This window comes from Paenibacillus contaminans, from assembly GCF_003285015.1.
In the GTDB taxonomy this organism is placed as follows: Bacteria; Bacillota; Bacilli; order Paenibacillales; family NBRC-103111; genus Paenibacillus_V; species Paenibacillus_V contaminans.
Map to the genome: position 1 here is coordinate 418,774 of NZ_QMFB01000004.1, position 25,161 is coordinate 443,934.

Genomic DNA, 25,161 nt, shown 5'->3' on the forward strand with positions numbered 1-25,161 from the left:
CACTGCTACACATTTAATTACGAATCTTACCTATCCAGTTGATAAAATGCGGCATCATCCAAATGAATTTCCTGTTCATCCTCGAATTTTTCCAGAATGATTTTGACTGTGACGCTTTCAACCCCTTCAGACAGTTCTCCAGCCCAGTGAATATTCGACCACCTGCCTGCTGTCTGAGCGGCATGCTTCTCTCCCAAGTAAGGCTTTATGACCTCTATTTCATTCCCTTGTGAATCATACAGCTCAAACTGAAGCCGAATCGTTCCTTTGCCGCTCTGCCCCGGCGGAGTGTAATAGGCAGCGTACATCCCATAAACACCAGGTTGAGCCGCCAAGCTTTGATACATCCCTCCCTGTTTCACGCCTTTCGCCACCACGCTATAGCTTCCGCGCCTAGCCGCTTCATCTGACCTGTGCATGGCAATGCCATCCGCCAGCCAAAAGTCCCACAAATCGGCTCCTTCTGGAATTGCCTCGGCACTTTCGTGAGACATATTTTCTTTGGCTTGCGAAAGCGATAAGGCGAGCCGGACACTGTTCTGAATGGCAAACACTGCGCCATCATCTGCCAGTTGCTGCAGTAAGGAATGAACCGCCCCCCCGCTCCCTTCTTGCTCTAACCATGAGACAATTGCGTCCAGCTCACCGCTTGTCATCCCCGTCCAAATCCGTCCATAGCCGCCAAGCGTTTGACCGTAACCGTAATACGGGCTGAAATTATGCCGCAAAACGATGTCTCCAGCAAATTGTTCCACCAGCGCCCGCCGTTTTTCCGCATACTTCATCTTCAGCACTACCGACTGTACTAGAGTGCCGGCTTCAGTCTCATTCACCGGATGCGGCACGATCTTTTCCTCCGGATAGCTCAATACAGATGCTTCATAGTACTCGAAGGCACGCAGCAGATCTGCAGCACGTTTCTTCTGCTTTGCCGTAGCCGCCTTGTTCACTACCGCTTCCAGCAGAATTCGGCTTTGCGCAATATCTGCGGATGTAACTGCCTCTAAATAACTGTCGTCGAGAAAGTTCATATAATTGATACGCGGGTTTGAATACGCCCACTCCGAATACCACCTTGTTCGAAAAATCCGGTTTTCCCAGAAGTCTCGCCACAATTCATAGTAAGCGGCCAAATCAGCGGCTGCATCGACACCTACAGCACGCTCATACCAATCTTTCAGCAATAATTCAACATCCTGATCCGGATTCCATTGCAGTCTTGTAGAGAGCCAGGGCCTTGGACCTTCACCGAAATTGGGAGTCAGTTCAGCGTAATGCGCTGCCACCCCGGCAGCTTTGGCGTATTTATAGGATTCCGCCATCAAATTGAAGTGCGCTCGCGGAAGCAGATAGGGCGTACCAAACGAATACTCGTAAAAGGCGGTTCCCGGCGCTGCTTGCAGCCAACGGCTCGTCAATGCATGCCCGGCATCTCTCAGCTCCGAGTCTCCCCATGACAGCCGTTCATCTGTGACAAATACAATTACACGAGGATCGAGCTTAACATTCGCCGGCGGGTCATACAAATTCAGATACGATAACGTACCCAAAAACTTATCCGGATGTTTGGCAAATACGCCTTCCGATACCTGTCTCACCCAATCATAGTAAATATCAGACATATGAGGATAACCGATCGAGTTGTCCTGATTCGGGTAATTCGGGTGGCGCGGGTCCGCTTCACAAAAGTTGCGACCATCATTCATGCCCAGCGAATAAGAAGTCGCTTCAGGATGCGCATCGAAATAGGCAATAATGTTAGCAACCGCTTCTTCTACAATTCCGGGCGCCGAAAAGCAAGGCTGCCACCCGTGTATGTCATTTAAATCAGCTCCGGACGGGTAGTACTGCGGATGAGTAAATTTATACTTGCCGGGCGGGAACAAGTTGAATAAATGGTGCTTGAATTCTACACGTCCATGCATCCGGTTGTTCCGCGTCCATGCTTCACGCTCCGGTGAATTGCTGGTATGGACATCAAATTCGCGGGAAAAGAATGCCGGTTCCTGACGAACCTGATCATTCAGCGGCACCGACAGTTCCTTCTGTTCCGGAACGTCCTCCCAATCCTCCCCAGGCGCCAGCCAGCGTACACCGGCATAACGTTCCAAAAATTCATTAACCCCAAATTCCGTCCCCCACGAAGTTGGACCGGCAATGGTGAGTCGCCTCCGCTCTCCATCCTGATGGATAACGAAGCCGTCGCCATCCATGCCTTCCAGCGGATCAGGCTCACCCGCCGGTAACCCTTCCGCTCCTATATAAATTTGCACTTTGCCTGCTAAAGACTGGCAGTGCGCAGCTGCTGCGTCTTCCGTCCATATCGTCAGCTCTGCAGCGGTCGATTTCTTCACATACGCAGCCAGCTTGATGGCTGAATTCCGCGTCTGCTCATCCGCATTCGAAGAAATCATTATGATTGCTGCCGGTTGGCCGCCTGCAACAATTTGCAGCGCATGCTTTGATTTGAGGCTCATGAGACTTCATCTCCTAATAGATAGTGACGCATTTGGGAGCAAAAGATGCTCTGCCCTACTCCTTTACGCTTCCGAGTACAATCCCTTTAATAAAAAAGCGCTGCAAGAACGGATAGACGAGCAAGATAGGGAATGACGCCACAAAGATTTGGGCTGCTGTGCTTGTGCGGTCAGATATCAACCGGAGCAATTCCACATCTTCCGAGCTAATGTACCGCATGTCTTTCATAATGATGATCGTTTGCAAAAAGGTTTGCAGCGGGTAATGTTCCGGCCGATTCATCAGTACAAGCCCGTCAAACCAGCTGTTCCAGTGCGCGACCATCGTGAACAAGCCGACAGTTGCAAGGGCCGGTTTTGACAAAGGTGCATAAATGCTCCACAAAGCGCGCAAATGGCCGGCACCGTCCATACGTGCCGATTCGTCAAGCTCCTTGGGCAAACCCCGATAAAAATTGAGGAGCAAAATAATATTAAACACTGAAAGTGCAGACGGAAGTACAAGCGCCCAAATGGTATCCATCAAGCCGATGGCCTTGATTGTCATATACCAGGGAATCAGGCCGCCGCCAAACAGAATGGTGAATACAAAAAACCAGGTATATCCTGTTCGCCATTGAAAAGCGCTAGCCTCTTTCGATAGCGGATAAGCGGTTGTAATTGTAAGCACAAGACTAATCAATGTGCCGAGAAAAAGCCGTTTGACAGAAATCCAGAACGCCAGCAAATATTCTTTTTTGCTCATAATATTTTCATAAGCAGCCGTATTAAAATCTACCGGCCACAGACTGACTTCCCCTGCCGCAGCAGCTGCACCGGAACTGAATGACAGAGCCAGAATATGAATCAAGGGAAGAATGCAAAGCAGAGAAAGACAAGTAAGAAACGTATAGTTGAAGACTGTAAAAATTGTTCCGCTTATGCGAGACTGGTGTGATGTCAATGTCATTTCTCCTTCCTCAAAAAATGCGATATCCCGCAAAACGGTAAGCCATCATATAAGACAAAGAAATAAGAATAAAGGAAATGACCGACTTCAACAAACCTACGGCAGTGGCCAAACCATATTGAACTTGCTCAAACCCCATGCGATAGACGAAGGTATCGATAATATCCCCGCTCTCGTAGACCGGCGCGCTGTACAAATTAAAAATTTGCTCAAAGCCAGCGTTTAATATATTGCCGATACTCAGTGTCATCATGAGCACGATGATCGGCATCATACCGGGCAGGGTAATATGCCAGGTCTGCTTCCAGCGGTTCGCCCCGTCCATCACAGCCGCTTCATATAGTGATGGGTTAATCCCTGTAAGCGCTGCCAAGTATACGATTGTACTAAAGCCGAATTCCTTCCAGATGTCCGAAATCACGATGGTAATCGGAAACCATGTGTTGCTGCCAAGGAAAAAAATTGGTTCGAACCCCAGCCATGCGATCAATTGATTCACCATTCCTGTTGAAGGTGACAGCAAATCAATTAATATCCCGCCTAGAAGCACCCATGATAAAAAATGAGGCAAATATACGAGCGTCTGCACTGTCCGTTTAAACACTTCTTTGCGAACTTCATTGAGAAGAATCGCGATTGTGATGGGTACCAATAGTCCGCCGACTATTTTCATCGAGGCAATGTACACCGTGTTCATCAAGATCCGTTTAATGTCAGGGTTGGCAAACATGAATCTGAAATTGTCCCATCCCACCCATGGTGAACCGAATATCCCCCGCGTTGGAATAAACCGTTCAAAGGCAATCAGAATGCCGGTCATCGGGATGTAACTGAAAACAATGGCGAACAGGACACCTGGGACCAGCAATAGATGCAGCGACCATTCTTTTGAAAATCTTTTGAAGATCACAGTAAACGTCCTTTCGAATAGATTTCGGAAGGGAATGCAGCGCAGCATAGGTACAGGCGTTGCTGAGTCCCTTCCTTCAAGCATCGTTATCTTTGCGCAGTTTCGGCATACCATTTATTGACTTCGGCTGTCATGGCGTCTCCGCCGAGTTTTTTCCACTGTTCAACAAGTACGTCGAACTGGTCAATCGGAAGCTGGTTCATAATGATTTTAATAAATGTTTCATGCAGCTTCGTGTCAAGAACCGCTTTCTTTTCTGTCATAACCGGGCCAGGAGCTCCGTAAAAAGCATTCATATGATAACGATCCTGCTGTAAATATTGATACATAATGGAGAATGCTCCTCCTGATCCGGAGATCGGCCATTCCGCCCATTGAGAAACGTCGCCATTCAAATATTTCATTACTTTGTCATAACGGTTAGGTGCTTCCACTCCTTTAAGCGAGGATGGATCTTTCGCTTCTAATGCAGCGGGGATGACTTCTCCTAAAGTTACATTATGCTTCTGGGAAAATACACGAATCGGGTTCAGCTTATAATAGTTTTTCGCCTCGTCGTTATGGAGCAAATAGACTTTATCCGATTCCCCGGGATTTTCATAAGCCTGAATCCACTTGTTAAGCAGCTTGATAACGGCTTCCGGATTTTTTGTATTTTTCGAAACGACCCAATAACCGTCAACACCCAGCTCAACCTGCGTCTTGGCCGGCTCGGCATCATGGGATACGATTGGGTACGGCCACCAATCCTGCACCAATACCCCGTCCTTGACCGCATTGTCCATTAACGGATACGCGCTAAGCCAGAAAGGACCGTAAATGACGCCAATTTTGTTCGAGGCAACCAGTTCATTTTCCTTAACGACGTCTTTAACAGCGAATTCCGGATCGATTTCACCGTTCTTATACATATCCTGCAGTTGTTTCAAAGCAAGCTTCATCTCCGGCTGTATACTCCCGAATACGAGCCGCCCGGACGTATCCTTGATCCATTGCCCCGGATAGGCGTGATAGCCGTTGAAGAAACCCGTGATCATGAAAGCACCGTCAGACAGCAAATCTTTCGTGAGTGCAAACCCGTGTGACTTACCTGTTCCGCCCGGATCTTGTTTTGTGAATGCCTGGGATATTTGCAGCACATCCTGCATCGTCTTCGGTTCAGGCAAGCTTAGCTGCTTCAGCCAATCCCTTCTTATCCATACATGGGATGCGGCATTATAAGGACTATTCGTCGAAGGGATCGCCATCAGCTTCCCTTGGCGAATGGCTGAGTTCATTTGATTCCCGCCATCGGCAGTCAAATAGGCCTTCGTCTCAGCAGTAGCCGTCTGTTCATAGATATCGGTTAAATCCATGATCATACTGGCTTCAAGAAGCTGCTGCAGCTGCGGCTGGCTTACAAACATTAAATCAGGAATATCGTTTGAGGAAATGCTCATTTGAAGCTTTTGCTGGTATTGTGAGCTGTCCGCTATCCATAAGTTTTTAATCTTTATCCCTAAATCCTTCTCATAGGCTGCAGTCACGGCATTGGAATCCAATGACTCGCCTGGAATAAACTTGACATCACCATAATTTTCGCGAACCATCGTAATGACGACCGTTTCGTTGTTTTCTTTTTCTGCACCTGCCTTTGCAGGCTGGTTGGCTGCTGGTTTTGATCCCTCATTATTTGTACCGCTGCTGATGCTGCAAGCGCTCAATCCTGCAACTGCGGTGATGAATAGACAAGCTGCTGCCCATCTGTTTTTACGCCTCATGCTTGTATCCCCCTTAATATGGTGTGGATTTGAAACGCTGCAGTTAAATGGATGGCATAACGTGGCCGCCGCAGACGGGAATGTACGCGCCTGTAATAAATGCGGCCTGATCAGAAGCAAGGAATGTAACCGCATTGGCAATATCTTGATCTTCCCCTCTTCTCTTTAGCGGCACGTCCTTTTCATAGGATGGTATACGCTCTGTTCCATTTTCTCGGTCTTTGTCGCTAATCGTCCAGCCGGGAGCCACTTGATTAACCGTAATTTGATGCTCGCCAATCTCTCTGGCAAGCACGCGATATAAGCCATCCATCCCGCGCTTCCCCGCTACATAAGCAGATTGCTGAGGGAGGTTTAACATCGAGCATTCCGTATTGATCCCGATGATTCGGCCGTATTTGCGTTCTATCATTTGTGGTACGAACGCTTTGGCCAAATAAACATTTTGCATGACGCATGATTCAAATTGACTGATATAATCCTCCGGCGCTTGTTCCAGTATATGGGTCCATTCATATTGAATAACCGCATTAGCCACGACGATATCTACCTTCCTGTACGCAGCCAAAATATGGTCCCGCATCTTGATTACAGATTTGTAATCGGTTACATCCGCTTGTGCCAGTAATGCCCTTCCTCCTGCCGCTTCGGCTTCTTCTTTTAATTCCAGAGCCCTTGCTTCATTGTGATTGTAATGAATCACCAGTTCCGCACCACACCTTGCCAGCGATCTTCCTAGTACCCTTCCCAATTGACCAGTGGCTCCAGTTACTAGCGCCGTTTTGCCTGACAAATCGATTTGAATGTCTATCTCCTCCTTTCGGCATGCTTGCCGCTGCCTTGTAGCTGAAATGCTGTCCTAAAAATATCGGCCTTCTGCTTCGGACATCCACATGCTTCATATCCATATGACAATTTTTATTTTACAAGGTTTCCGAATTTTATATTTAGCATCTCAACCGATGATTGTACATCTCCTATTGCATTATAGAACGGAATATTTATACTATTAGTTAAATGAAGGCGATTACATTCCCTTATGGGAAGGAATGAAGACAATGTTGTATGAGCATTACCAGCTCAAAGAACATATTACGATCAGCAGTCTTGTTACCTGTTATTACTTCGAACTTTCCAAAACCTATCAGTATTCTGGAGAGAGACACGATTTCTGGGAGATTATTTATATTGACAAGGGCGAGGTAGAAGCTGAAACCGATTCTGGCTGCTATAAACTTAATCAGGGTGATTTGCTGTTTCATGAACCTAATGACTTCCACAAGATTGGAAGCAACGGAAAAATTGCCCCTAATGTATTTATCGTATCGTTCGTATGCCACTCGTCTTCCATGCTTTTTTTCACAAAAAACAAACGGTTTCATCTCAATAATGAGGAGCGTTTTCTCCTTGTCCAGCTAATGAAAGAAGGCCTCAATGCCTTTGGTCCCAACCCGATTGACAGTTCTCCCCGAACGCTTTCGTTTCTAGAGAACTCACCGTTTGCCTGCGAACAAATGTTCAAAATGTATTTGGAAATGCTGCTAATCCGCTTTATCCGCAACGGACAACCGCTGAATCCAAACAGACCTTTGTCTTCGACAAGAGAAAATCAGGCAGCTGATCTATCCGATAAAATCATTGCTTACTTAAAAAACAATCTGGACCAAAGATTAACACTTGATCATTTATCTGCCGTATTCAATATGGGCCGAACGCAGCTCAACCTTTTATTCAAAAAAGCAACCGGTACAGGAATCATCAGTTATGCAAACGAATTAAAGCTTGGACAGGCCAAAATTTATATCCGGGAAGAAGCCTACAACATGTCAGAAATCGCAGAGCTGCTTGGATTTAGCAGTGTGCATCATTTTTCGCGCCATTTTAAGAAAGAGACCGGCATGGCTCCGACCGAGTATGCGAATACGATAAAAGCACATCTGTAGACGTACCCGCCCGCTATTTTCCCTAAAATATGAGCCAATCCCGAGCAATTGGCCAATCAGTGGACGCGACCCAATGCGCTGAGCGTGAAGCCGTTCGCAACTGACCGATTCAAGCAACAGACATTATTCCAACAGATTTTGGACCACCTCATGAAGGACGAGCCGCGCGCAGACGCCGGCAGCCATCACTTTCACATCGCCGAGAAAGCAGTCACCTATCTCCGCAGTCGATATGCAGAGCCGATCTCTTACGCCGCACTCTCCGAAGCGGTTCACTATCATCCCAATTACATCGCGCGTTGCATGAAAACTGTCTATGGTTGCACGCCGCTCGAATATTTGACCTTCTTTCGGATCGAACAAGCGCGAAGAAGGCTCATCCATACGGAAGAGCCTGTAAGCCAATCGCCGAGCAGTGCGGCTTCGGATCGACAGCATATTTTATTCGATGCTTTGTGAAGCATAAGATTTCGTCGGCGCAGGTCATGAGCAAAATGTTGCAAATCCAGATTAATGTAAAAAGCTCCTGAACCGCCACAAGGGCAAATTCAAGAGCTTATTCATTGTTAGGATGGTGCGGTCGAGAGGACTCGAACCTCCACGGCTGTTACCCCACTAGAACCTGAATCTAGCGCGTCTGCCAATTCCGCCACGACCGCATATGCTGTTTGTCCTAGCCGCTTGTTGCGGCCCTTTTAAGGGGACGAATAGTAATATAACATGTTTATAAAGCCATGTCAAACATTTATATAATAAAAATTTCAACCTTTGCCCGCGTTTCGTGCAGCCATATATGCCAAGTACCGTTCGGTCGACTTCACTGCGGCGTCATAAACGGTTTTGCCGATCATGCTTCCGAGCTTGGTGGCCGTACCTGCGTACATATAGGTTTCCCCGCGCTGCGTCGCGGCAATGACAATCGCATCCGTCGTCGTTCCGGTGGCAGGCAGGTTCGAGTCCTGCAGCCGAATGTCAAGATCCAACAAAGCAGCCGCCTTCGCTTCGGTTGCCGTTATGACCGCGTTAACCATAGCCGCTTCCGTCATTATCGCATCGATCACGACAATGATATTGATCGTTCCGGGATACAGTTCTTCCTCCGGCCGTTCCAATCCGGCTCTCGCCTTATTGCTGAGCCCCGCGGTCACCCAAGCCGACACCTGCAAAGGCTGCTCGTTCCTTCCCGACATTCGCATCGTGGCGCAGCCGAGATCGCATACGTTAGCCGATGTTAGCAACCCCGCCGTTCGCGAGGCGTCGACTTGAATGCCTTGAAGAAAAGCCTGCATTTCAGAGGACGGATCGTCGGAAGAATACGTTTTGGGAACCTGACGGTTGATGATTTGCGTACGTTCGCCGAAGCCCCCGCCCCAGATTGATGAGTTTAAAGCATATAACGGAAAATCCGAGCCGATGGACAACCATCGTTCGTCCCCTTTTTCCTCTATCGCCCAGGAAAGTCCTTCGGGCAGCGCAGCCGTTTCGCCAGATGCGCTCTTTATCGTCCGATCCCTCTTCATCTTGGCTCTCCCAGCGGTTTATATGTATATGCCCGATCAAGCTTCAGGACGCGCCGATTCTGCTTGCGGATCAACACCGACCGTTCGTCCCAAGCTACCACAAAGCCTTTGACATCGTTCGCCTCGTCGGCATCCCGGATGATGCGTACTTTCGTGTTCTCCAGACGAAACTTGTCCAGTTCCTCGTCGGTTATCATAGGATCGCCTCCCGAATACGTTTTTTCTCCAGTGCAAACCGATTATACCACAGCCTTGTCTCGACTTGACAACTTTTGGCCGCCACCCTATGATCGAACTAACGAAATGAGCGGTTCCGTAATGAGTATGCGTTTAGAAAGCGGGAAATCGACCGATGCGTAAAATTCAAAAAATGCAAATGCACGAAATGGCTGCCGAAGAAATCAAACGATATATTTTGGACAACGATTTGCAAAAGGGAGACAAGCTTCCGCCACTCGATCAAATTTCCGAGATGCTCGGCGTAAGCCGTACTTCGCTGCGCGAGGCGCTACGTTCGCTGGATGCGATGGACATCATTAAAATTTATAACGGAAAAGGCGTCTACGTTCATGATGCCCGTGCTTATCATTTCTCCTCCAAGATCGACATCGAAGACGAAAAAACGGCGCTTCTCCAAACCTGCGAAGTGCGCCGGGCATTGGAGGGGCTTGCCGTGGAGCTGGCGGCCGAACGCGCTACGGCGGAGCATGCGGCGGAATTATTGCGCATTTGCGATGAGCTGGAGCGTCACGAGCTTCCGCAGAGCACGCTTGCCGATATGGCTTTTCACCAGACGATCTACCGCGCCGCGGACAATCCGATTTTGCAAAGCATCGTCGAATCGGTATGGGAAATGTTCCGTAAGTTCTGGAGCTACGCTCCGCTCGGCAACAGCCAGCTGTTCGCCGATTCGTTTCCGTTCCACCGCACGCTTGCCGAAGCCATTGCCGCCGGCGATAAAGCGAAAGCGCGCGAGGAATTCGATAATCTCATGGATGCCATCGAGCAGGCGATACGCCGCGAACAAGGATAAACGGCTTTGCCGTCCTAGACGCATTCAAAGAAAGCGACTTTGTAAGCATAAGCTAGGAACCGGCGCGTTTACCCGGTGAAATATCAGGCTTAAGTAATTGTGAAACATACAAATGCAGATAGTAAAATAACGGCCCTAACGGGCCGTCATTGTCGAACGGACCTTCAGCGGTCCGTTATTTTTTTGCGATTCGGGCAAATGCATCGCGCATGTTGCGAATAATATCCTCCGGGTCTTCGAGCCCGATATACAGGCGAATGAGCACGTTCTCGCCGGCTTCCGTGTCCGGCGATTGGATCGGCATATAAAGCAAGCTTTCATAGCCGCCCCAGCTGAAGCCTTTGCGGAAATATTCGAGACTGTCGGCCCAAGTTCTTGCTTGATCGACCGTTACGGCGAGCTCGACCGAAAATAAGCTGCCGCCGCCTTTCATTTGCCGGTTAAAAAGCTCATGCTGCGGATGCGAAGGCAGTCCGGGATGATTCACTTTGGCTACCGAAGCCTCCGTTTCCAAAAATCGCGCCACCGCGAGCCCGTTCTGTTGAAGCTTCTCCATGCGAAGCGGCAGCGTCCGCAAGCCACGCATCACCTGCGCAGCCGTTGACGGCTGCATAATGCCGCCTAGCAGCACCAATTCGCAGCCGTTTATTTTATGAAGCAGCTGTTTCGAACCGATGATGACTCCGCCAACCAAATCGCTATGCCCGCCAATGTATTTCGTTACGGAATGAACGACAAGATCGATGCCCAGCTGCAGCGGATTTTGATAGATCGGACTTGCCCAAGTGTTGTCGATGACCGTGTAAGCGCCGATTTGTTTCGCCAGCTCCGCGCAGCGCGGCAAATCCTGCAGCTCGAAGCGCATGCTGGTCGGGCTCTCCAAATATAACAGCTTCGTATTCGGCTTCACTGCCTCAGCGATCCGCTCGAACGAAGCGCCGTTCACATATGTCGTTTCTACGCCGAAGCGCGTCAAAATCGATGTCATCAAATCTTTGGCAGGTCCGTACGCTTGATCTACGCAAATAATATGATCACCTGACCGAACGAGCGAGATAACGGCCGTCGAGATCGCAGCCATGCCTGAAGCGAAGCAGCGCGCTTGCTCGCCGCCCTCCAGACGCGCAAGTCTTTCCTCGAGCTGGCGCACGGACGGATTGTTCCCGCGGGTGTACATAAAATGATCCCGGTTGTCCAACATCGCCTCCTCGAAGCTTTGTTGCGTCGGAAACGTAAACACGCTGTTCTGATAAATCGGCATAGCTACCGCTCCGTAATGACGATCGTCCTGAGCGTCGTGCACGACGATTGTTTCCGTGCTTCGCGATGCTTTTTCATGTTCGTTCAATGTGACCAACCTCTCTTGTAAGTAATAAAACGGCAATACCCATCAACCTATCATACAGCTTTATAGTAGTATACGATTGAAAGGACTGTCAATCCTGTTTTTCAGCGTTTTAAAGCCCATTTTCTGCAAACCTCTTCATAAAATAAGCGTTGCCGGGCATCCTAAGATCGGAATGGAAAAGGAGCGATCGAGCCATGAACAAAAAAACATACTACGTCACAGTCGGTTCAGGTGAAATTGTACAGGATCCGACGGTGACATCGTTCGAATTTGAAATTGAAGCTACAGACGACGAGCTGAATAAACTGCAGGAGCTGTTCGAGGATACTGCAGAAGCCGAGCTAAGCACAGCAAGGCGGGCCATAACGCCTTACGTGGAATATTCGTTCGACAAGGAGAACGATCTGTACGATTACAAGCTGCGAGAAATATACCAAATGCTTCACGCATTAGGCTCGCAGCGTACACGCGAGCATATCGAGTCGATGCATGTCCTTTCATCGGCGGAATGAATCCGCGAACAGCGCAAAAGGACGGTAACCGGCAGTTTGATGCCGCCGTTTACACTACGCCTGCTCCGATAGAGCCGAACAACAAAAGACCTAATCGTCATTTGACAATTAGGTCGATTTGGCGTGGCATCGCTTCTGTCTTGAATTAGCCGACATGCTCCTTCGAGTCGTTCGTTTCGAACCAGCAGTCCAGCACCTTGCTCGACATCACGCGCTTCTCGATATATTCCTTCTGCTGCTGGGAGAACTGTTCATCCCACGTTACGCTCAATTCCGTACAAAGCTTGACGATTGTCAAGAGTTCGGACCAAGCGACATACCTTTTGTACCAGAAAAATTGCGGATGCTCTATCATGTAAGGATACAAGTCATCAAATTCGGTATGCTTGCAATCGAGGGCACGCTCGAAATGAACTTTCGCTTCAGCCAATTTCGTCTTCAAAAAATCCACCGACATGGTTTCGTTCCCCATGGCCCTGCCTCCTCTCTTGAATCCAACGCTTTTACGTCCATTATAATGGAAAACGGAGTCGTAGGGAAGAAGGGTTTCGCTGGCATTGCCATATTGCTTGTCCGAATTTCAGCCGGCGGAGCCTCGGAAAAGGCCTCGTTTTACTCGAAAATAATGCTGCCGTTTTGGAGAGCGGCGATTTTGGCCAGCGACTCCACGCGGATCCCCTGCTCCCGGATCGTTCTGGCTCCCGCCTGGAACGTTTTCTCCACGACGACGCCCATGCCGACTAAATGCGCCCCCGCCTGCTCGATAATCCGGATAATGCCTCTTGCCGCATCGCCGTTCGCAATAATATCATCGATCAACAGCACGCGGTCGTTAGCCGTCAAATATTTTTTGGACACCATAATATCCGTCACGATGCCTTTCGTAAATGACGGTACGCGCTCGCAGAACGTCTCGGCGTCCGTCGTCAGCGTCTTCTTGCGCCGTGCGAACACCATCGGTACCCCAAGCTCCAGCGCGGTCGCGAATGCTACCGAAATGCCGGACGATTCGATCGTCAGCACCTTTGTCACGTTCTGTTCGCGGAATAAACGGGCGAATTGCTTGCCCATCTCCATAATCAATTGAGGATCTACCTGATGATTCAGGATGGCGTCCAGCTTCAGCACGTCATGCGTGTGAACGACCCCTTCCTCCAAGATGCGCTGTTTCAAAATCTCCATATGCGATCCCCCTGTATTTGTTCTTTTCGATTTTGTTTTTCACCTTATCATACAGATAAAGCTCTTTTCAAGTGGGTAATGCTCACTTTTGACCTGTATGTTAGTATTTTTTATAAACTTGGAAATAATATTCTCCCTGATTGTTCGATTTCCCTGTAATCGTGCCTGCTCTAAGCTTGTCTTTCGAAGCCGCATTCTCCGTAAGCGTTAGGACGGCATAACGATCAACCTTGCGCAGTTATGTAAATTATTCATAAAAGTGAAACTTTTTGCCCCTAAAATACGTCTATAATAGTATAGAATCCATTACTGAATCCATTACTGAATCCATTACTGAATCCATTACTGTTTCGATTACCTTGAACGGTACCGCCTTCAGACGCATGTTGGAAGCGCGTTTCTGCAAGGCCGGAGTAAACCGAAAGGAAAGATGAATCATGTCGTACAGGAAAAGCAGCTGCGCTCCCGCCTCCGTGCTAGTTGTGCTTGCGCTTATGCTCACAGCTTGTCAACAAGGCAGCCCGCAGGCAGCCGCTCCAACTGCCGATAACACCCCGCAGGGCGTTCACACGGACGGGAATCATACTGTCGAGCCGCAGCCTTCCGATTCGGGAGCCGGGCAAGAGCAGGCCGTTGTGACGCAGCCCAAAACCGCCCAGTCGCTTGACAATGGAACGACCGTCGCTGCGAATGCAAGCGCCAGTCCGAAGCCTGAAAGCTCAGCGAATGCCAAGCAGGAACAGGCAGAAGCGAATCCCTACAGCGCTCAAAACCCGACCTTGATGGGATTGTCGCTCCAAATGTCTAAGGATAAAGTAACCGCAGCTTACGGCAAGCCTTCCGACCAGTTCAAAATGGACGACGAGACGGAACCTCTCACCGTATTCGATTATGATGATTTTTCCGTCGGCTTCGATAACGGCAACCGCCTGCAATTCGTCGACGTATCCGGCTCCGACGTGAATCCGGGCTTAAACGGATTGCGAATCGGACAGAAATCTTCGCAAGCGATCGAGGCGTTAGGCAAGCCCGATACGCAGACGAATTATGTGCTGACCTACAAGTCGAAAACAACCGTCCTGAAGCTCGATATCGATCCGAAAACGACGGTCATTCGTTCCATCAAGCTGTTTGCAAGAGCGGATTCGTAACAGGATCTAAAAACGCCTCCATCCCACGTGCTTAGTGGTTTGGAGGCGTTTTTTACGTTTTCACTCTTTCATTGATCCCTGTTCAGGGACAACCCCGGTCAGCTAGGAATGGCTTTGACTTAATCCGTCATCTTATGCAAAGAGATATGATCGATATACACCTTACTGGTGGAGTCGAACCCCCACACGGTTGGTCCCACGAGCAATTCATCAGGCACGGTTCCATCGTAATCGGATGGGATCGAGAAACGCCAAATGCTATTCGAACGCTGCTAGTGGAACGGTTATACGTAAGGGGAATATCAATTAAGTGAAGGTATGGGAGTGATCGATATCAATTCCGGGAGGTTCAAAAAAAAAACGGAGGAACCTTTGCCCCTCCGTCTTTTTGACTAGATGCCGATCCGCATTCGCTTCCCGCTACGCGCGAATAACGTCAATGCCCGCTTCCTTCAAGGCAAGCAAATCATCGCCGTCCGCTCTTGAATCGGTAATCAGATGTTTCACATTGTCCCAGCCGGATACGTGCGTGAACGCTTGAACGCCGAATTTGCTATAGTCCGCAAGCAAATAAGCGTTTTCTGCGATAGCGATCATTTTTTGCTTGATCTGCGCTTGAGCTTCGTTCGTCTCGCTGATTCCCCGATGCACATGAACCCCTTTGCACGAGAAAAACAGCTTGTCGACATAATAATGCTCGAGCGAGCGCTCCGCGAGCGGTCCGATGTAGGATAACGAACGATGCGTAAGCCGTCCCCCCGTCGAGATGACCTGGATGTTCTCCTTCGCGCTTAGCTCCAGTGCAACCTTGAGCGAATTCGTTAAGACGGTAAGCGGCATGTCGGGCAGCAGACGGGCCATATACCAAGCGGTTGTGCTCGCATCCAGAATGATCCGTTCCCCCGCTTCGATATGCTTGATGGCTTCCGCCGCGATGCGCGACTTCTCTTCCATGTTCATCACTTCGCGCACGGTATAAGGCATTTCCGCCTGCGTGTCGCGAACGCTGACGGCCCCGCCGTGGCTGCGCAGCAGCTTCCCTTCCCCTTCGAGCTTGTCGAGGTCGCGGCGGATCGTCTCCTCCGTCACGCCCAGAAGATCGCTAAGCTCCGAAACGCGGATGCTCCCCCGTTCGTTTACCATTTCGACGATTTTAAGCAGTCGTTCCGCTGCAAGCATACGCCGCCCTCCTTTTCTTCTAAGAAGGAATTCTCCTGCGGAACGTAACGTACGCGCAGGCCAGACCGTGATCCCGATCTTGTCCTTATCCGTTCTATTGTACCAGCTTTAGGAACGAAACATAAGCCTGCCGCCATTCTTCGGATTGTTTCGGCTCATACTCCTCAATCGGGAACGAATTTCGGACGATCGCACGGCCCTCCTGCAGGTTTGCGATTTCGCCGAGCGCCATAAGCTGCACCAAAACGTTGCCGATCGCGCTGGCCTCGACGGGACCTGCCCAAACCGGCCTGCCGATTGCGTTCGATGTAAACTGGCAAAGCATCTTGTTATTGATGCCGCCGCCGACCATGTGCAATCCCGAGTAGGAAGCGCCTGCCAAGCTTTCCGTACGCTCAAGAACGCGTCTGTAAGTCAAGGCCAGACTTTCCATAATGCAGCGTACGATTTCCCCTTCGGTTTGCGGGACATATTGGCCCGTCTGCCGGCAGAACGCTTGAATGCGCTCAGGTATATCGCCGGGCGGCAGGAACATGTCGTCATCCGGGTTGATCAGGCAGCGGAAAGGCTCCGCCTGTTCCGCCAGCCGCACGAGCTCCTCGAAGGAGCGGCTCGACCCGCTGTTGTCCCAGTGACGCTTGCTTTCCTGCAGCAGCCACAGCCCCATAATATTGCGCAGCAGCCTGTATGTGCCGCCTACGCCGCCTTCATTCGTGAAATTCCATTCCAGCGCCTGAGGACCGAGCACCGGCTCGCTCACTTCCGTTCCGAGCAGCGACCATGTGCCGCATATCAAATAAGCGAACGGCTCGCCGCCTGCCGGAACCGCCGCTACCGCCGATGCGGTATCATGCTCGCCTACTGCAATTACCGGAATCTCCGGAACGTCCAGCTCATCCGTAACTTCCGGAGAAAGCTTGCCGACGACGGTGCCCGGCTGTACCGGAGGCAGCATCAGTTCGGCAGGCACTCCGAGCTCCTTAAGCGTTTGAGCATTCCACTCCTTGCGAACCGGATGAAGAAGCTGCGTCGTCGAAGCGTTCGTAAACTCGCACACTTTCTCGCCTGTAAGAAAATAAATAAGCAAATCCGGTATCATGAGCAGCGTCTCCGCTTGCTTAAGCAGCGGCGAGTCCGCTTTCTTGAGCGCATACAGCTGATAAATCGTATTAAACGGCAAAAACTGAATGCCCGATTCCGCGAAAATCCGCTCCCTGCCGAGCAGCTCGCCCAGCTCTTCGATCATGCCGTCGGTATGGCGGTCGCGGTAATGGTACGGATTGCCGAGCAGCTCGCCGTTTTTGTCGAGTAGGCCGAAATCGACCGCCCACGAATCGATGCCGATGCTCGCTATGCTTGTTGAATCCGCTTGCAGACTGACGGTCACCTCTTCGGCGATAGGACTGCCGGTGCCGTACTGGAGCTGAGCTTTACGGATTCCTTGCTTGATTTCGTGCAGCAGACGCAGGATATCCCAGTGCAGCCGCCCGCCGGCCTGCACCGGATCGTTCGGGAACCGGTGCACCTCGCTGACGGAAATCAGGGGCCGCTCGGCCCCTGTTTCGTTTCCTTTCGTCAGCCGGCCGATGACAGCACGTCCGCTCCCTGCGCCCAAATCGAACGCGAGTACAGTCGTAGTCCGGCTCACCAGCTCGCACCGCCTTTGCCGCGGGCTGCGATTTTCTCGCCGTAACCGCTGGCGCGGTACGCTTTCAGCGGCTCGACCGGTACGCCCATCTCTTCGCGTACGGCATAAAGCAGAGGCGTTACATCCATCTCATGCGCGCTGCGAACCGCTTCTTCCGCGCCAAGGACGTCCTGCCGCTCCTGTGCGTCTTTCACTTCATCGAGATTGATGAGAAGCGCTTTGGCATATTGCGTCTGCACGTTCATAACGGAACGCAGCATCGCCGGAATTTTTTCCTCGATATTATGGCTTTGGTCGATCATGTAGGCGATGCCTTCCGCCGTTTGGCGAACCTTCGCATCGCTGTCCGCAATCGCATCCAGAATTTGATAGAAGATAAGGAACAGCTCGTACGGGTTGACCGAGCCGACGATCAGATCGTCATCCGCATATTTGCGGCTGTTGAAATGGAAGCCTCCGAGCTTGTACTCGCCGATCAAATAAGCGACGATATGCTCGATGTTCGTCCCTTGCGCGTGATGGCCCGTGTCGACGAGCACCTGCGCCTGCGGTCCGAGCTTATTCGCCATATTAAACGCCATGCCCCAATCGGCCAGATCGGTATGGTAGAATGCCGGCTCGAAAAACTTGTACTCGATCAGCATCCGCATATCCGAATCCAATGCGCCGTACATTTCTTTCAGCGACTCGTGCATCCAATGAACTCTTTTGCGGATATCCGCTTGGCCCGGATAATTCGTTCCGTCTGCAAACCACATGCTGATATCCTTCGAGCCGACCGTTCTCGCGATTTCTACGCATTCGAGCAGATGATCGGTCGCCTTGCGGCGGACCGCCGCATTCGAATTCGTCACGCTGCCGAGCATGTAGTCGTCGTCCTGGAACAAGTTCGGGTTGATCGCGCCGATCGTAATGCCAAGGTCGCTTACATGCCGCTTCAGCACGGAGTAGTCGTCGACTTTATCCCACGGAATATGAATGGCGACGGCCGGACAAATGCCGGTATATTTATGAACCTGCGCCGCGTCTTCCATTTTCTCGAACGTATTGCGCGGAACGCCTACCTTCTGGAACGTCTTGAACCGTGTGCCTTGGTCCGCGTAGCCCCAGGACGGCGTCTCCACTTTCAGCGCTTTCAGCTTCGCTTTTACGGCTTCCACATCGATCCCTCTTGCTTTTTGCTGCTCTTCGAATAAGGCGTATGCGCGATCTTGCATCGTACTCATCATCCTTTCGAGATATTCGTTATGGGATAGCCGAGCGTCGTCATTAACGCGTTGGCGGGTTGTGTCGTATCGAGTCTGCTGTACTGCACGATAACCGGAATGTCGCTTTCGACTTCAATGGCGTAAGGAACGCCAAGCGGAATCTTCTCCTCGCCGCTTCGAAGCGAGCTTGTGCGCACATGAATCGTCCGGCGTCCCGGAATGACGGCTTCGATATTTTCGAGCGGCGGACGGTCTTCAAAATAGATCGTTATCCGCAGGTGCGCATCTTCGTCACCCGTATTCAGCACGCATATCGATTCATGGCTCTCGAGATCCCCCGTACTGAGCGGCGGAATATAGCCATCGGGAAAATACCAAGTCGTATGGCCTTTTGGAGCGTTTGCCATTTCGGTTCGCCTCCTATCTTGTAAAAGCAGCCGGTACGCCGCCGTCTACGGTCAGCATGCAGCCTGTCGTTTTGGACGCCTTCGAGGAAGAGAAATAAATGATCGCATCGGCGATATCCTGCGGATAAATGTTGACGAGCAGGGTCGTCCGCTTCCGGTAATATTCTTCAAGCTGGTCGGGCTCGATGCCGTAGGCTGCAGCGCGTTCGTTGCGCCAGTTCGAATTCCAGATCGCCGATCCTTGCAAAATGGCGTCGGGCAGCACCGTATTGACGCGGATGCCGTATTCGCCTCCCTCTGCCGCGATGCAGCGGGCAAGATGCGCTTCCGCAGCTTTGGCCGTGCTGTAAGCAGTGGCGTTCTTGCCTGCGTAAACGGAGTTTTTGGAGCCGATAAATACCATGCCGCCGCCGGTCCGCTGCTTCTTCATCAGCTTAAACGCCTCGCGCGCTACAAGGAAGTAGCCGGTGCCGAGCACGTTCATGTTCAGGTTCCATTCCTTCAGCGACGTTTCGTCGAACGGGCTCGATGTTGCGAGACCGGCGTTGTTGACGAGGATGTCGACGCCGCCGTAAGCAAGGGAAGCTTCCGCGAATGCCGCTTCGACGTCTTCTTCCTTCGTGACGTCCATTTTGACCGCGATCGCGCGGCCTTCGCCGTAAGTCTCGTTAATTTCGGCGGCGACCTTCTGCGCGCCCTCGAGATTCAGGTCGGCGATGACGACATGTGCGCCGTCCTTGGCAAATTGACGACATGTGACGCTGCCGATTCCGCCCGCTCCGCCGGTTACGAACGCCACTTGGCGGGAGAACTCCGCTTCTGCAGGCGCCAGCGTCAGCTTATAAAGCTCAAGCGGCCAATACTCGACGTTGTACGATTCGTTCTCGCTCAGCGAAACGAACGCGCCGAGTGCGGTCGCCCCCCGCATGACGGCGATCGCACGGTGATATAAAGCGCCGCTCACCTTGGACATCGCATGGCTTTTGCCGGTGTTGATCATCCCGATGCCCGGGATCAGAATGACGCGCGGAGCCGCTTCGAACATTAAATCGCCTTCATTGCGGTTGCGCTCGAAATAAGCGCGGTATTCCGACTTGTAGGCTTCGATGCCTTCGACAACCGCTTGCTGCAGGGCGTCGATATCTTGGCCCGCCGGGTTCCAGTTGACGAACAGCGGCTTCATTTTGGTGTGCACAAGATGGTCCGGACAAGCGGCGCCCACTTGCGAAAGCGCGTACGAATCCCGTCCGTTTACGAATTGCAGCACGTCCGCTTCGTCGTCGAACGTCAAAATCATTCTTTTCTCCGTGCCTACCGCACCGCGAACGGCCGGCATGATGCGGGCTACGGCGCTGCGCCGTTCTTCCGGAGTCAGCGGCTCGGACGATGCGCCTCCATAAAGCTGGCTCTCGTTCACGCGAGCCTCGATGAACGCTTCAGCCTCGCCGATGATATCGAGCGTTTTGCGGTAGCATGCCTCGGACGTTTCGCCCCAGGTGACAAGCCCGTGCTTCTCCATCAGGACAAGCTCCGCATTAGGGTTGCTGCGAACGCCTTCCGCGATCATTTTGGACAGTGTGAAGCCCGGTCTTACATAAGGCACCCAAACGAACCGGTCGCCGTAAATTTCCTTCGCCAGCTGCTTGCCGTTATCCGCGCAGCACAGGCTGATAATGGCGTCCGGATGCGTATGGTCGACGTGGCTGAACGGCAGGAAAGCGTGCAGCAGCGTCTCGATCGAGGCCCGCGGATGCTTGCCGTCGATCATGCAGTTCGCCAGATAGGCAACCATTTCCTCATCGCTCATCGCATCGCGTTCGAACAATGGACGAATATCGTCCATGCGCAGGCCGGTGAAATTTTTCGCTTTCATCGTCCCCAAGTCCGAGCCGCTTCCTTTGACATACATCACTTCGACATCGCGCCCGCGAAAATCCTTCTCGACCGTCTTCATCGACGTGTTTCCGCCGCCCCAATTGCAGACGGAACGGTCCGTTCCGATCAGATTCGAGCGGTAAACCAGCTCGTCTAGCCCTTTGGTTAATGCAGCCGCTTTTCCGTTATCCCATAAAAACGATGCCATCATTTCCCCTCCATGTTGTTTTTCGTCTGTATTTGATTGAACGTTTCTGTTTTTATCTTAACACAGCTTTGTATTTTTTTGAATATTTATTTTTATGTTTGTTTTTCTTCGTAAATTTCATCTTTTTCGGACTTTTTCATTAAAACCGAACTATCCGGCCTTCCCTTATTGACAGCAAAGGGCGAATTCCATAAGATATTTGTCTACGCTTCCATAAATTTGAATGCAGGCAGGTGTACCGTTGCTAACCGATCTCCTAACGAAACGCAGCCGGCGCCGGCGAACGGAACAAGGCGGGGTCAAGCTTTGGCCGGTTTACGTCTGGTCGCTATCTTTCCTCAAGCCTTACATCGGACTTCTTCTTCTTTTCATCGCCGTCATGATCGTACTTTCAATTTCCGAGCTCGTCATTCCCAAATTCATTCAATATTTTATCGATACCTTGCTGCCGGAACGGGATTTCCAAACTTTCTACCTGTCAATTGCCGCGCTGGCCGGCATGGTTGCCGTTATTCTAGTCATGCACATGCTGTACAACTTGCTGCAGCGCCATCTCCAAGAGAAAGCGGGCCGCGATTTGCAGCTCTCGATTTTCCGGCATTTGAGAAAGCTTGGCTTTGCTTACTACGAGCAAAATCCCGTCGGTCAAACGCTTTCGTTTCTCAATACGGAAGTCGGCGCTCTGCAAAACCTATACCGGCAAAGCTTTCCATGGATGATCCACGAAATCATGTTCTCCGTTATCGCCGTCACTGTCATGGTTATCACAAGCCCACAGCTATCCGTCGTCGTCCTGCCCTGCTTCCTGATTTATTACCTATTCGGACCGACTTTGGAACGCAAGGCATCCGTTGCCGGTAAAATCATGTCGCAAAACCGCGTGGAGGAAAACCGGAAGAGCTACGAGAGCGTATCGGCGCTCGCCGAGCTTCGCGCTTCCGCGGCGGAGGCATGGGATACCGCCCTTTATCTGGACAAAGTACGGATATACAATGCGAGTATGATCCGAACGTATTGGTTCGCCTTTTGGAGGGGAACGAACAGAAGATTGACCTATCAGCTCGGCGCGATCGCAATTTTCATATACGGGTATTACCTGCTGCAGCATGACCGGTTGTCCGTCGGGGCGTTCGTCGCGTTTCTACTATATTACTTTACGGCGATGCACCGGCTTACCGCGGTCGTTACGAACATTACGGAGCAAAAGGTGCAGATGTATCAAGCGGAACGGCTGTACCGATTCGTGCAGACCGCTCCTCAAGTAGATGAAGCCGCGCAGCCGCTCCCGCTGCCCCAAGTTCGCGGCGACATTCGATTCGAGAACGTAAGCTTTTCTTATGGACAAGCCAAGCCTGTGCTTAAAGAATTCGATTTGACGATTCGCGCAGGCGAACGAGTCGCGCTTGTCGGAACTAGCGGGAACGGGAAGTCGACGGCCTTAAAGCTCATCGGGAGATTTTACGATCCTCAGGAGGGACGAATACTGCTTGACGGCATTCCTGTCGAGAAGCTTTCCTTCGCTTCTTTAAGGCAATCGCTGGGCTACGTGTTTCAGGAGACGTACATGTTCGGCACGACTATTCTGGGTAACATCCGCTTCGGCAATCCGGAAGCTTCGGACGAGCAAGTACGAGCCGCTGCGCGCATGGCGTATGCCCATGATTTCATCATGCAGCTGCCTGACGGGTACGATACCGTTGTTGGCGAGAGGGGCGTCAAGCTTTCCGGCGGCCAAAAACAGCGGATTGCCATCGCCCGTATGTTTATACGCAATCCGGCGGTCGTTTTGCTGGACGAGGCGACTTCAGCGCTTGACAATGCCAGCGAAGCCGAAGTGCAGAAAGCGTTCGACACGCTGCTTCCCGGCCGCACGGTCATCGCCGTGGCTCATCGGCTGTCTACGGTCAAGGACTTCGATAAAATTGCCGTTATCGAGAACGGTCGCATCGCGGAACTCGGCACGTATGACGAACTGTCGCATGCAGGCGGCGTTTTCTCTCAACTGATTCGTGGACAAGAACAAGCAAAGGAGTCCGTCTGATGGCTAATGTGAAATGGTTATGGTCTCATATGCGGCATGCTAAAGTACTGCTGCTCGCCGCCACGCTGCTCATGGCGATGGAATCGTTGTCCAACCTAGCCTCCATCGCGCTAGTGCAGAAAATGACGGACGACGTGCTGCTCGGCGGACAATCCGGCAGGTTTTGGCCGCTGCTGCTCCAAATATCCGCCGCCTATTTCGCCTATTCGCTGCTGTTCACGTTCGGGCCTCATGCCATCCACCTGACTAACGCCAAAGTCCGTACTTCCATGTGCGGAGAACTCATGCGGCATATGCACAGTATTCCGATCGGGATCCTGCAAAAGGAACGAACGGCAAGTTATGTCTATTTATTCACGAACGACCTGCAAACCTGCGCCGGTTTAGGCGCAAATGAGATACCGCGGCTCATGCAACAGTTGGCCGCAGCCGCAGCCATCGTCGCGGTCATGGGGTCGGCGAGCCCGATCATGCTCGGTGTCATGAGCGTTTTCGTCTTGCTTTACGTTGTTCTGGGCAAAACGTTCGCCCCGGCCCGCAAACGGGCTGCCGGAGAAGTGAACCGCCGCAAATCGGAGCTGCTCGTCCATCTTGAGGAAGGCGTGTCCTCGACAAGGGAGGTCGTCGCTTTTCACCGCCAGGATTGGGAGACTAACGAGTATAAAAGCAAGTTCCAATCGTATTTTTCCAGCGTTATGAAGGAAGGCAAGCTGATCAACAAGCAGATGCTGCTCAGCGATCCGTTGAAATGGGGAGCCGTCTTATTCGTGTTGGCGTATGGCGGCATGCTCGTACTCGATGGGAAGCTGTCAATCGGCATGTTCGTCATTACATACCAGCTCACAAACCGGATGATGGAGTCGCTAAACGCGATTTATGATTTTGCTATGGGGCTTTCAGGCAAAATGGCTTCGGTCGAACGGGTTCGCGCCGTATTCGAAGGAGACAAAACTCCGGACGGAACGGTTGACCTTCGCGAGCCGATTCGCTCGATCCGGCTGGAGAAGTTGTCTTTCCAATATGGCGAGCAGCCTGTTTTGAAGCGTCTCGATTTGACTATAGAAGCGGGGCAAAAGACAGCCTTCGTAGGCTCGAGCGGCGGCGGGAAATCGACGGTCGCCAGCTTGCTGGTCCGCTTTTTCGAGCCGTCGTTTGGCCAAATTCTGATCAATGACGTCGCGCTAACGGACATTCGAAGGTCGGCTTGGATGGAGCGCGTGACGATCGTGTTTCAGGAACCGTATTTATTTCCGGATACGATTCGCATGAATTTGCTGCTCGGACGCGAAAACGTGCCCGAATCAACAATTGTTGAAGCATGCCGGGCAGCGCTTATTCACGATTTTATCGCCGGGCTCCCGGAAGGCTATGATACGGTAATCGGCGAACGCGGCATCACGCTGTCAGGAGGACAGAGACAAAGGCTTGCACTCGCCAGGGCCGTTTTAAGAGACACCGATGTGCTAATACTGGATGAAGCGACCTCGTCATTGGACTTGGAGACGGAAAGGCTCGTTCAAGAAAACCTGGATAAGCTCCGATCTGGACGGATTACGATCGTTATCGCCCATCGCCTCTCTACAATTCGTAACGCCGATCTTATTGCGGTTATGGATAAAGGGGTCGTGAAGGAACATGGCACGCACATCCAGCTTTTGTCAAACGGATCCGTTTACCGCAGCCTGGTACAGAAGCAGAATGAAGAGTCGGAAAGCCCAGTCGCAGGGTGAGCCGTTCATAATAAATAAAACATGAAAAATATTTTGTGGACCGGCCGCAACAATTGCCAATACTTGCACGTTAATAAGGC

General features: G+C 51.3%; 22 protein-coding genes and 1 tRNA gene. 7 read left to right on the plus strand and 16 right to left on the minus strand.

What is annotated here, in order from left to right; genetic code table 11:
* Window positions 1-26 precede the first annotated feature (26 nt).
* The 5 genes from DQG23_RS10460 to DQG23_RS10480 form a co-directional block, all read right to left on the minus strand.
* Complete coding sequence (locus DQG23_RS10460) at window positions 27-2,354, minus strand: DUF4838 domain-containing protein (protein ID WP_158560389.1); 2,328 nt, start codon at window positions 2,352-2,354, stop codon at window positions 27-29.
* 178 nt (window positions 2,355-2,532) lie between these two features.
* Window positions 2,533-3,426: a carbohydrate ABC transporter permease gene (locus tag DQG23_RS10465; protein ID WP_113030760.1), complete on the minus strand. Its 894-nt coding sequence runs from the start codon at window positions 3,424-3,426 to the stop codon at window positions 2,533-2,535.
* Window positions 3,427-3,436: 10 nt separating this feature from the next.
* Window positions 3,437-4,336, minus strand: a complete 900-nt coding sequence (locus DQG23_RS10470) for an ABC transporter permease (protein ID WP_238177829.1) — start codon at window positions 4,334-4,336, stop codon at window positions 3,437-3,439.
* A gap of 86 nt (window positions 4,337-4,422) precedes the next feature.
* On the minus strand, window positions 4,423-6,096 hold the full coding sequence (locus tag DQG23_RS10475; RefSeq protein ID WP_158560390.1) for an extracellular solute-binding protein: 1,674 nt from the start codon (window positions 6,094-6,096) through the stop codon (window positions 4,423-4,425).
* A gap of 43 nt (window positions 6,097-6,139) precedes the next feature.
* Window positions 6,140-6,901, minus strand: a complete 762-nt coding sequence (locus tag DQG23_RS10480) for an SDR family NAD(P)-dependent oxidoreductase (RefSeq protein ID WP_113030763.1) — start codon at window positions 6,899-6,901, stop codon at window positions 6,140-6,142.
* A gap of 253 nt (window positions 6,902-7,154) precedes the next feature.
* On the opposite strand from DQG23_RS10480, the gene DQG23_RS10485 reads away from it, so the two are divergent.
* Complete coding sequence (locus DQG23_RS10485; RefSeq protein WP_158560391.1) at window positions 7,155-8,039, plus strand: AraC family transcriptional regulator; 885 nt, start codon at window positions 7,155-7,157, stop codon at window positions 8,037-8,039.
* A 48-nt stretch (window positions 8,040-8,087) separates the two neighbouring features.
* A complete protein-coding gene (locus tag DQG23_RS10490) occupies window positions 8,088-8,498 on the plus strand; it encodes a helix-turn-helix domain-containing protein (protein WP_113030765.1) in 411 nt (136 codons plus the stop codon).
* Window positions 8,499-8,611: 113 nt separating this feature from the next.
* Here DQG23_RS10490 and DQG23_RS10495 read toward each other — a convergent pair.
* From DQG23_RS10495 to DQG23_RS10505, 3 genes are all read right to left on the minus strand, one after another.
* Window positions 8,612-8,698: transfer RNA gene (locus DQG23_RS10495), tRNA-Leu, on the minus strand.
* Between the two features lie 102 nt (window positions 8,699-8,800).
* Window positions 8,801-9,559 carry an adenosylcobinamide amidohydrolase gene (locus DQG23_RS10500; protein WP_113030766.1) on the minus strand — a complete coding sequence of 253 codons (759 nt, stop codon included), beginning with the start codon at window positions 9,557-9,559 and terminating at the stop codon, window positions 8,801-8,803.
* On the minus strand, window positions 9,556-9,756 hold the full coding sequence (locus tag DQG23_RS10505) for a hypothetical protein (RefSeq protein WP_113030767.1): 201 nt from the start codon (window positions 9,754-9,756) through the stop codon (window positions 9,556-9,558). Before DQG23_RS10505 ends, DQG23_RS10500 begins: the two co-directional genes overlap by 4 nt.
* A gap of 155 nt (window positions 9,757-9,911) precedes the next feature.
* On the opposite strand from DQG23_RS10505, the gene DQG23_RS10510 reads away from it, so the two are divergent.
* Window positions 9,912-10,592, plus strand: coding sequence for a FadR/GntR family transcriptional regulator (locus DQG23_RS10510; protein WP_113030768.1), 681 nt, complete (start codon window positions 9,912-9,914; stop codon window positions 10,590-10,592).
* A 175-nt stretch (window positions 10,593-10,767) separates the two neighbouring features.
* Here DQG23_RS10510 and DQG23_RS10515 read toward each other — a convergent pair whose 3' ends face one another.
* On the minus strand, window positions 10,768-11,940 hold the full coding sequence (locus DQG23_RS10515; protein ID WP_238177830.1) for a trans-sulfuration enzyme family protein: 1,173 nt from the start codon (window positions 11,938-11,940) through the stop codon (window positions 10,768-10,770).
* Between the two features lie 194 nt (window positions 11,941-12,134).
* Here DQG23_RS10515 and DQG23_RS10520 point away from each other — a divergent pair, with 194 nt between their 5' ends.
* A complete protein-coding gene (locus DQG23_RS10520) occupies window positions 12,135-12,452 on the plus strand; it encodes a hypothetical protein (RefSeq protein WP_113030770.1) in 318 nt (105 codons plus the stop codon).
* Window positions 12,453-12,597: 145 nt separating this feature from the next.
* Here DQG23_RS10520 and DQG23_RS10525 read toward each other — a convergent pair whose 3' ends face one another.
* Both DQG23_RS10525 and DQG23_RS10530 read right to left on the minus strand, forming a co-directional pair.
* Entirely contained in the window at window positions 12,598-12,924 is a 327-nt protein-coding gene (locus tag DQG23_RS10525; protein WP_113030771.1) for a hypothetical protein, read from the minus strand.
* 140 nt (window positions 12,925-13,064) lie between these two features.
* Entirely contained in the window at window positions 13,065-13,634 is a 570-nt protein-coding gene (locus tag DQG23_RS10530) for a xanthine phosphoribosyltransferase (protein ID WP_113030772.1), read from the minus strand.
* 437 nt (window positions 13,635-14,071) lie between these two features.
* Here DQG23_RS10530 and DQG23_RS10535 point away from each other — a divergent pair, with 437 nt between their 5' ends.
* Window positions 14,072-14,785: a DUF4309 domain-containing protein gene (locus tag DQG23_RS10535; protein WP_113030773.1), complete on the plus strand. Its 714-nt coding sequence runs from the start codon at window positions 14,072-14,074 to the stop codon at window positions 14,783-14,785.
* A gap of 420 nt (window positions 14,786-15,205) precedes the next feature.
* Here the strand turns inward: DQG23_RS10535 and DQG23_RS10540 are convergent, their stop codons facing one another.
* From DQG23_RS10540 to DQG23_RS10560, 5 genes are all read right to left on the minus strand, one after another.
* Window positions 15,206-15,964: a DeoR/GlpR family DNA-binding transcription regulator gene (locus tag DQG23_RS10540; RefSeq protein WP_113030774.1), complete on the minus strand. Its 759-nt coding sequence runs from the start codon at window positions 15,962-15,964 to the stop codon at window positions 15,206-15,208.
* 94 nt (window positions 15,965-16,058) lie between these two features.
* Window positions 16,059-17,612 carry a rhamnulokinase gene (locus tag DQG23_RS10545; protein ID WP_238177831.1) on the minus strand — a complete coding sequence of 518 codons (1,554 nt, stop codon included), beginning with the start codon at window positions 17,610-17,612 and terminating at the stop codon, window positions 16,059-16,061.
* Window positions 17,609-18,829 (minus strand): L-rhamnose isomerase, encoded by a 1,221-nt coding sequence (rhaI, locus tag DQG23_RS10550; RefSeq protein ID WP_113030776.1) that lies wholly within the window; start codon window positions 18,827-18,829, stop codon window positions 17,609-17,611. The genes DQG23_RS10545 and rhaI overlap by 4 nt, the downstream gene beginning before the upstream one ends.
* Before the next feature lie 8 nt (window positions 18,830-18,837).
* Window positions 18,838-19,227 (minus strand): sensory rhodopsin transducer, encoded by a 390-nt coding sequence (locus tag DQG23_RS10555; RefSeq protein ID WP_113030777.1) that lies wholly within the window; start codon window positions 19,225-19,227, stop codon window positions 18,838-18,840.
* A 13-nt stretch (window positions 19,228-19,240) separates the two neighbouring features.
* On the minus strand, window positions 19,241-21,310 hold the full coding sequence (locus DQG23_RS10560) for a bifunctional aldolase/short-chain dehydrogenase (RefSeq protein ID WP_113030778.1): 2,070 nt from the start codon (window positions 21,308-21,310) through the stop codon (window positions 19,241-19,243).
* A 241-nt stretch (window positions 21,311-21,551) separates the two neighbouring features.
* Between DQG23_RS10560 and DQG23_RS10565 the strand changes: the two genes are divergently transcribed.
* Both DQG23_RS10565 and DQG23_RS10570 read left to right on the plus strand, forming a co-directional pair.
* A complete protein-coding gene (locus tag DQG23_RS10565; RefSeq protein WP_158560392.1) occupies window positions 21,552-23,351 on the plus strand; it encodes an ABC transporter ATP-binding protein in 1,800 nt (599 codons plus the stop codon).
* Window positions 23,351-25,081, plus strand: a complete 1,731-nt coding sequence (locus DQG23_RS10570) for an ABC transporter ATP-binding protein (protein ID WP_113030780.1) — start codon at window positions 23,351-23,353, stop codon at window positions 25,079-25,081. The genes DQG23_RS10565 and DQG23_RS10570 overlap by 1 nt, the downstream gene beginning before the upstream one ends.
* The last annotated feature ends 80 nt before the right edge of the window (window positions 25,082-25,161 follow it).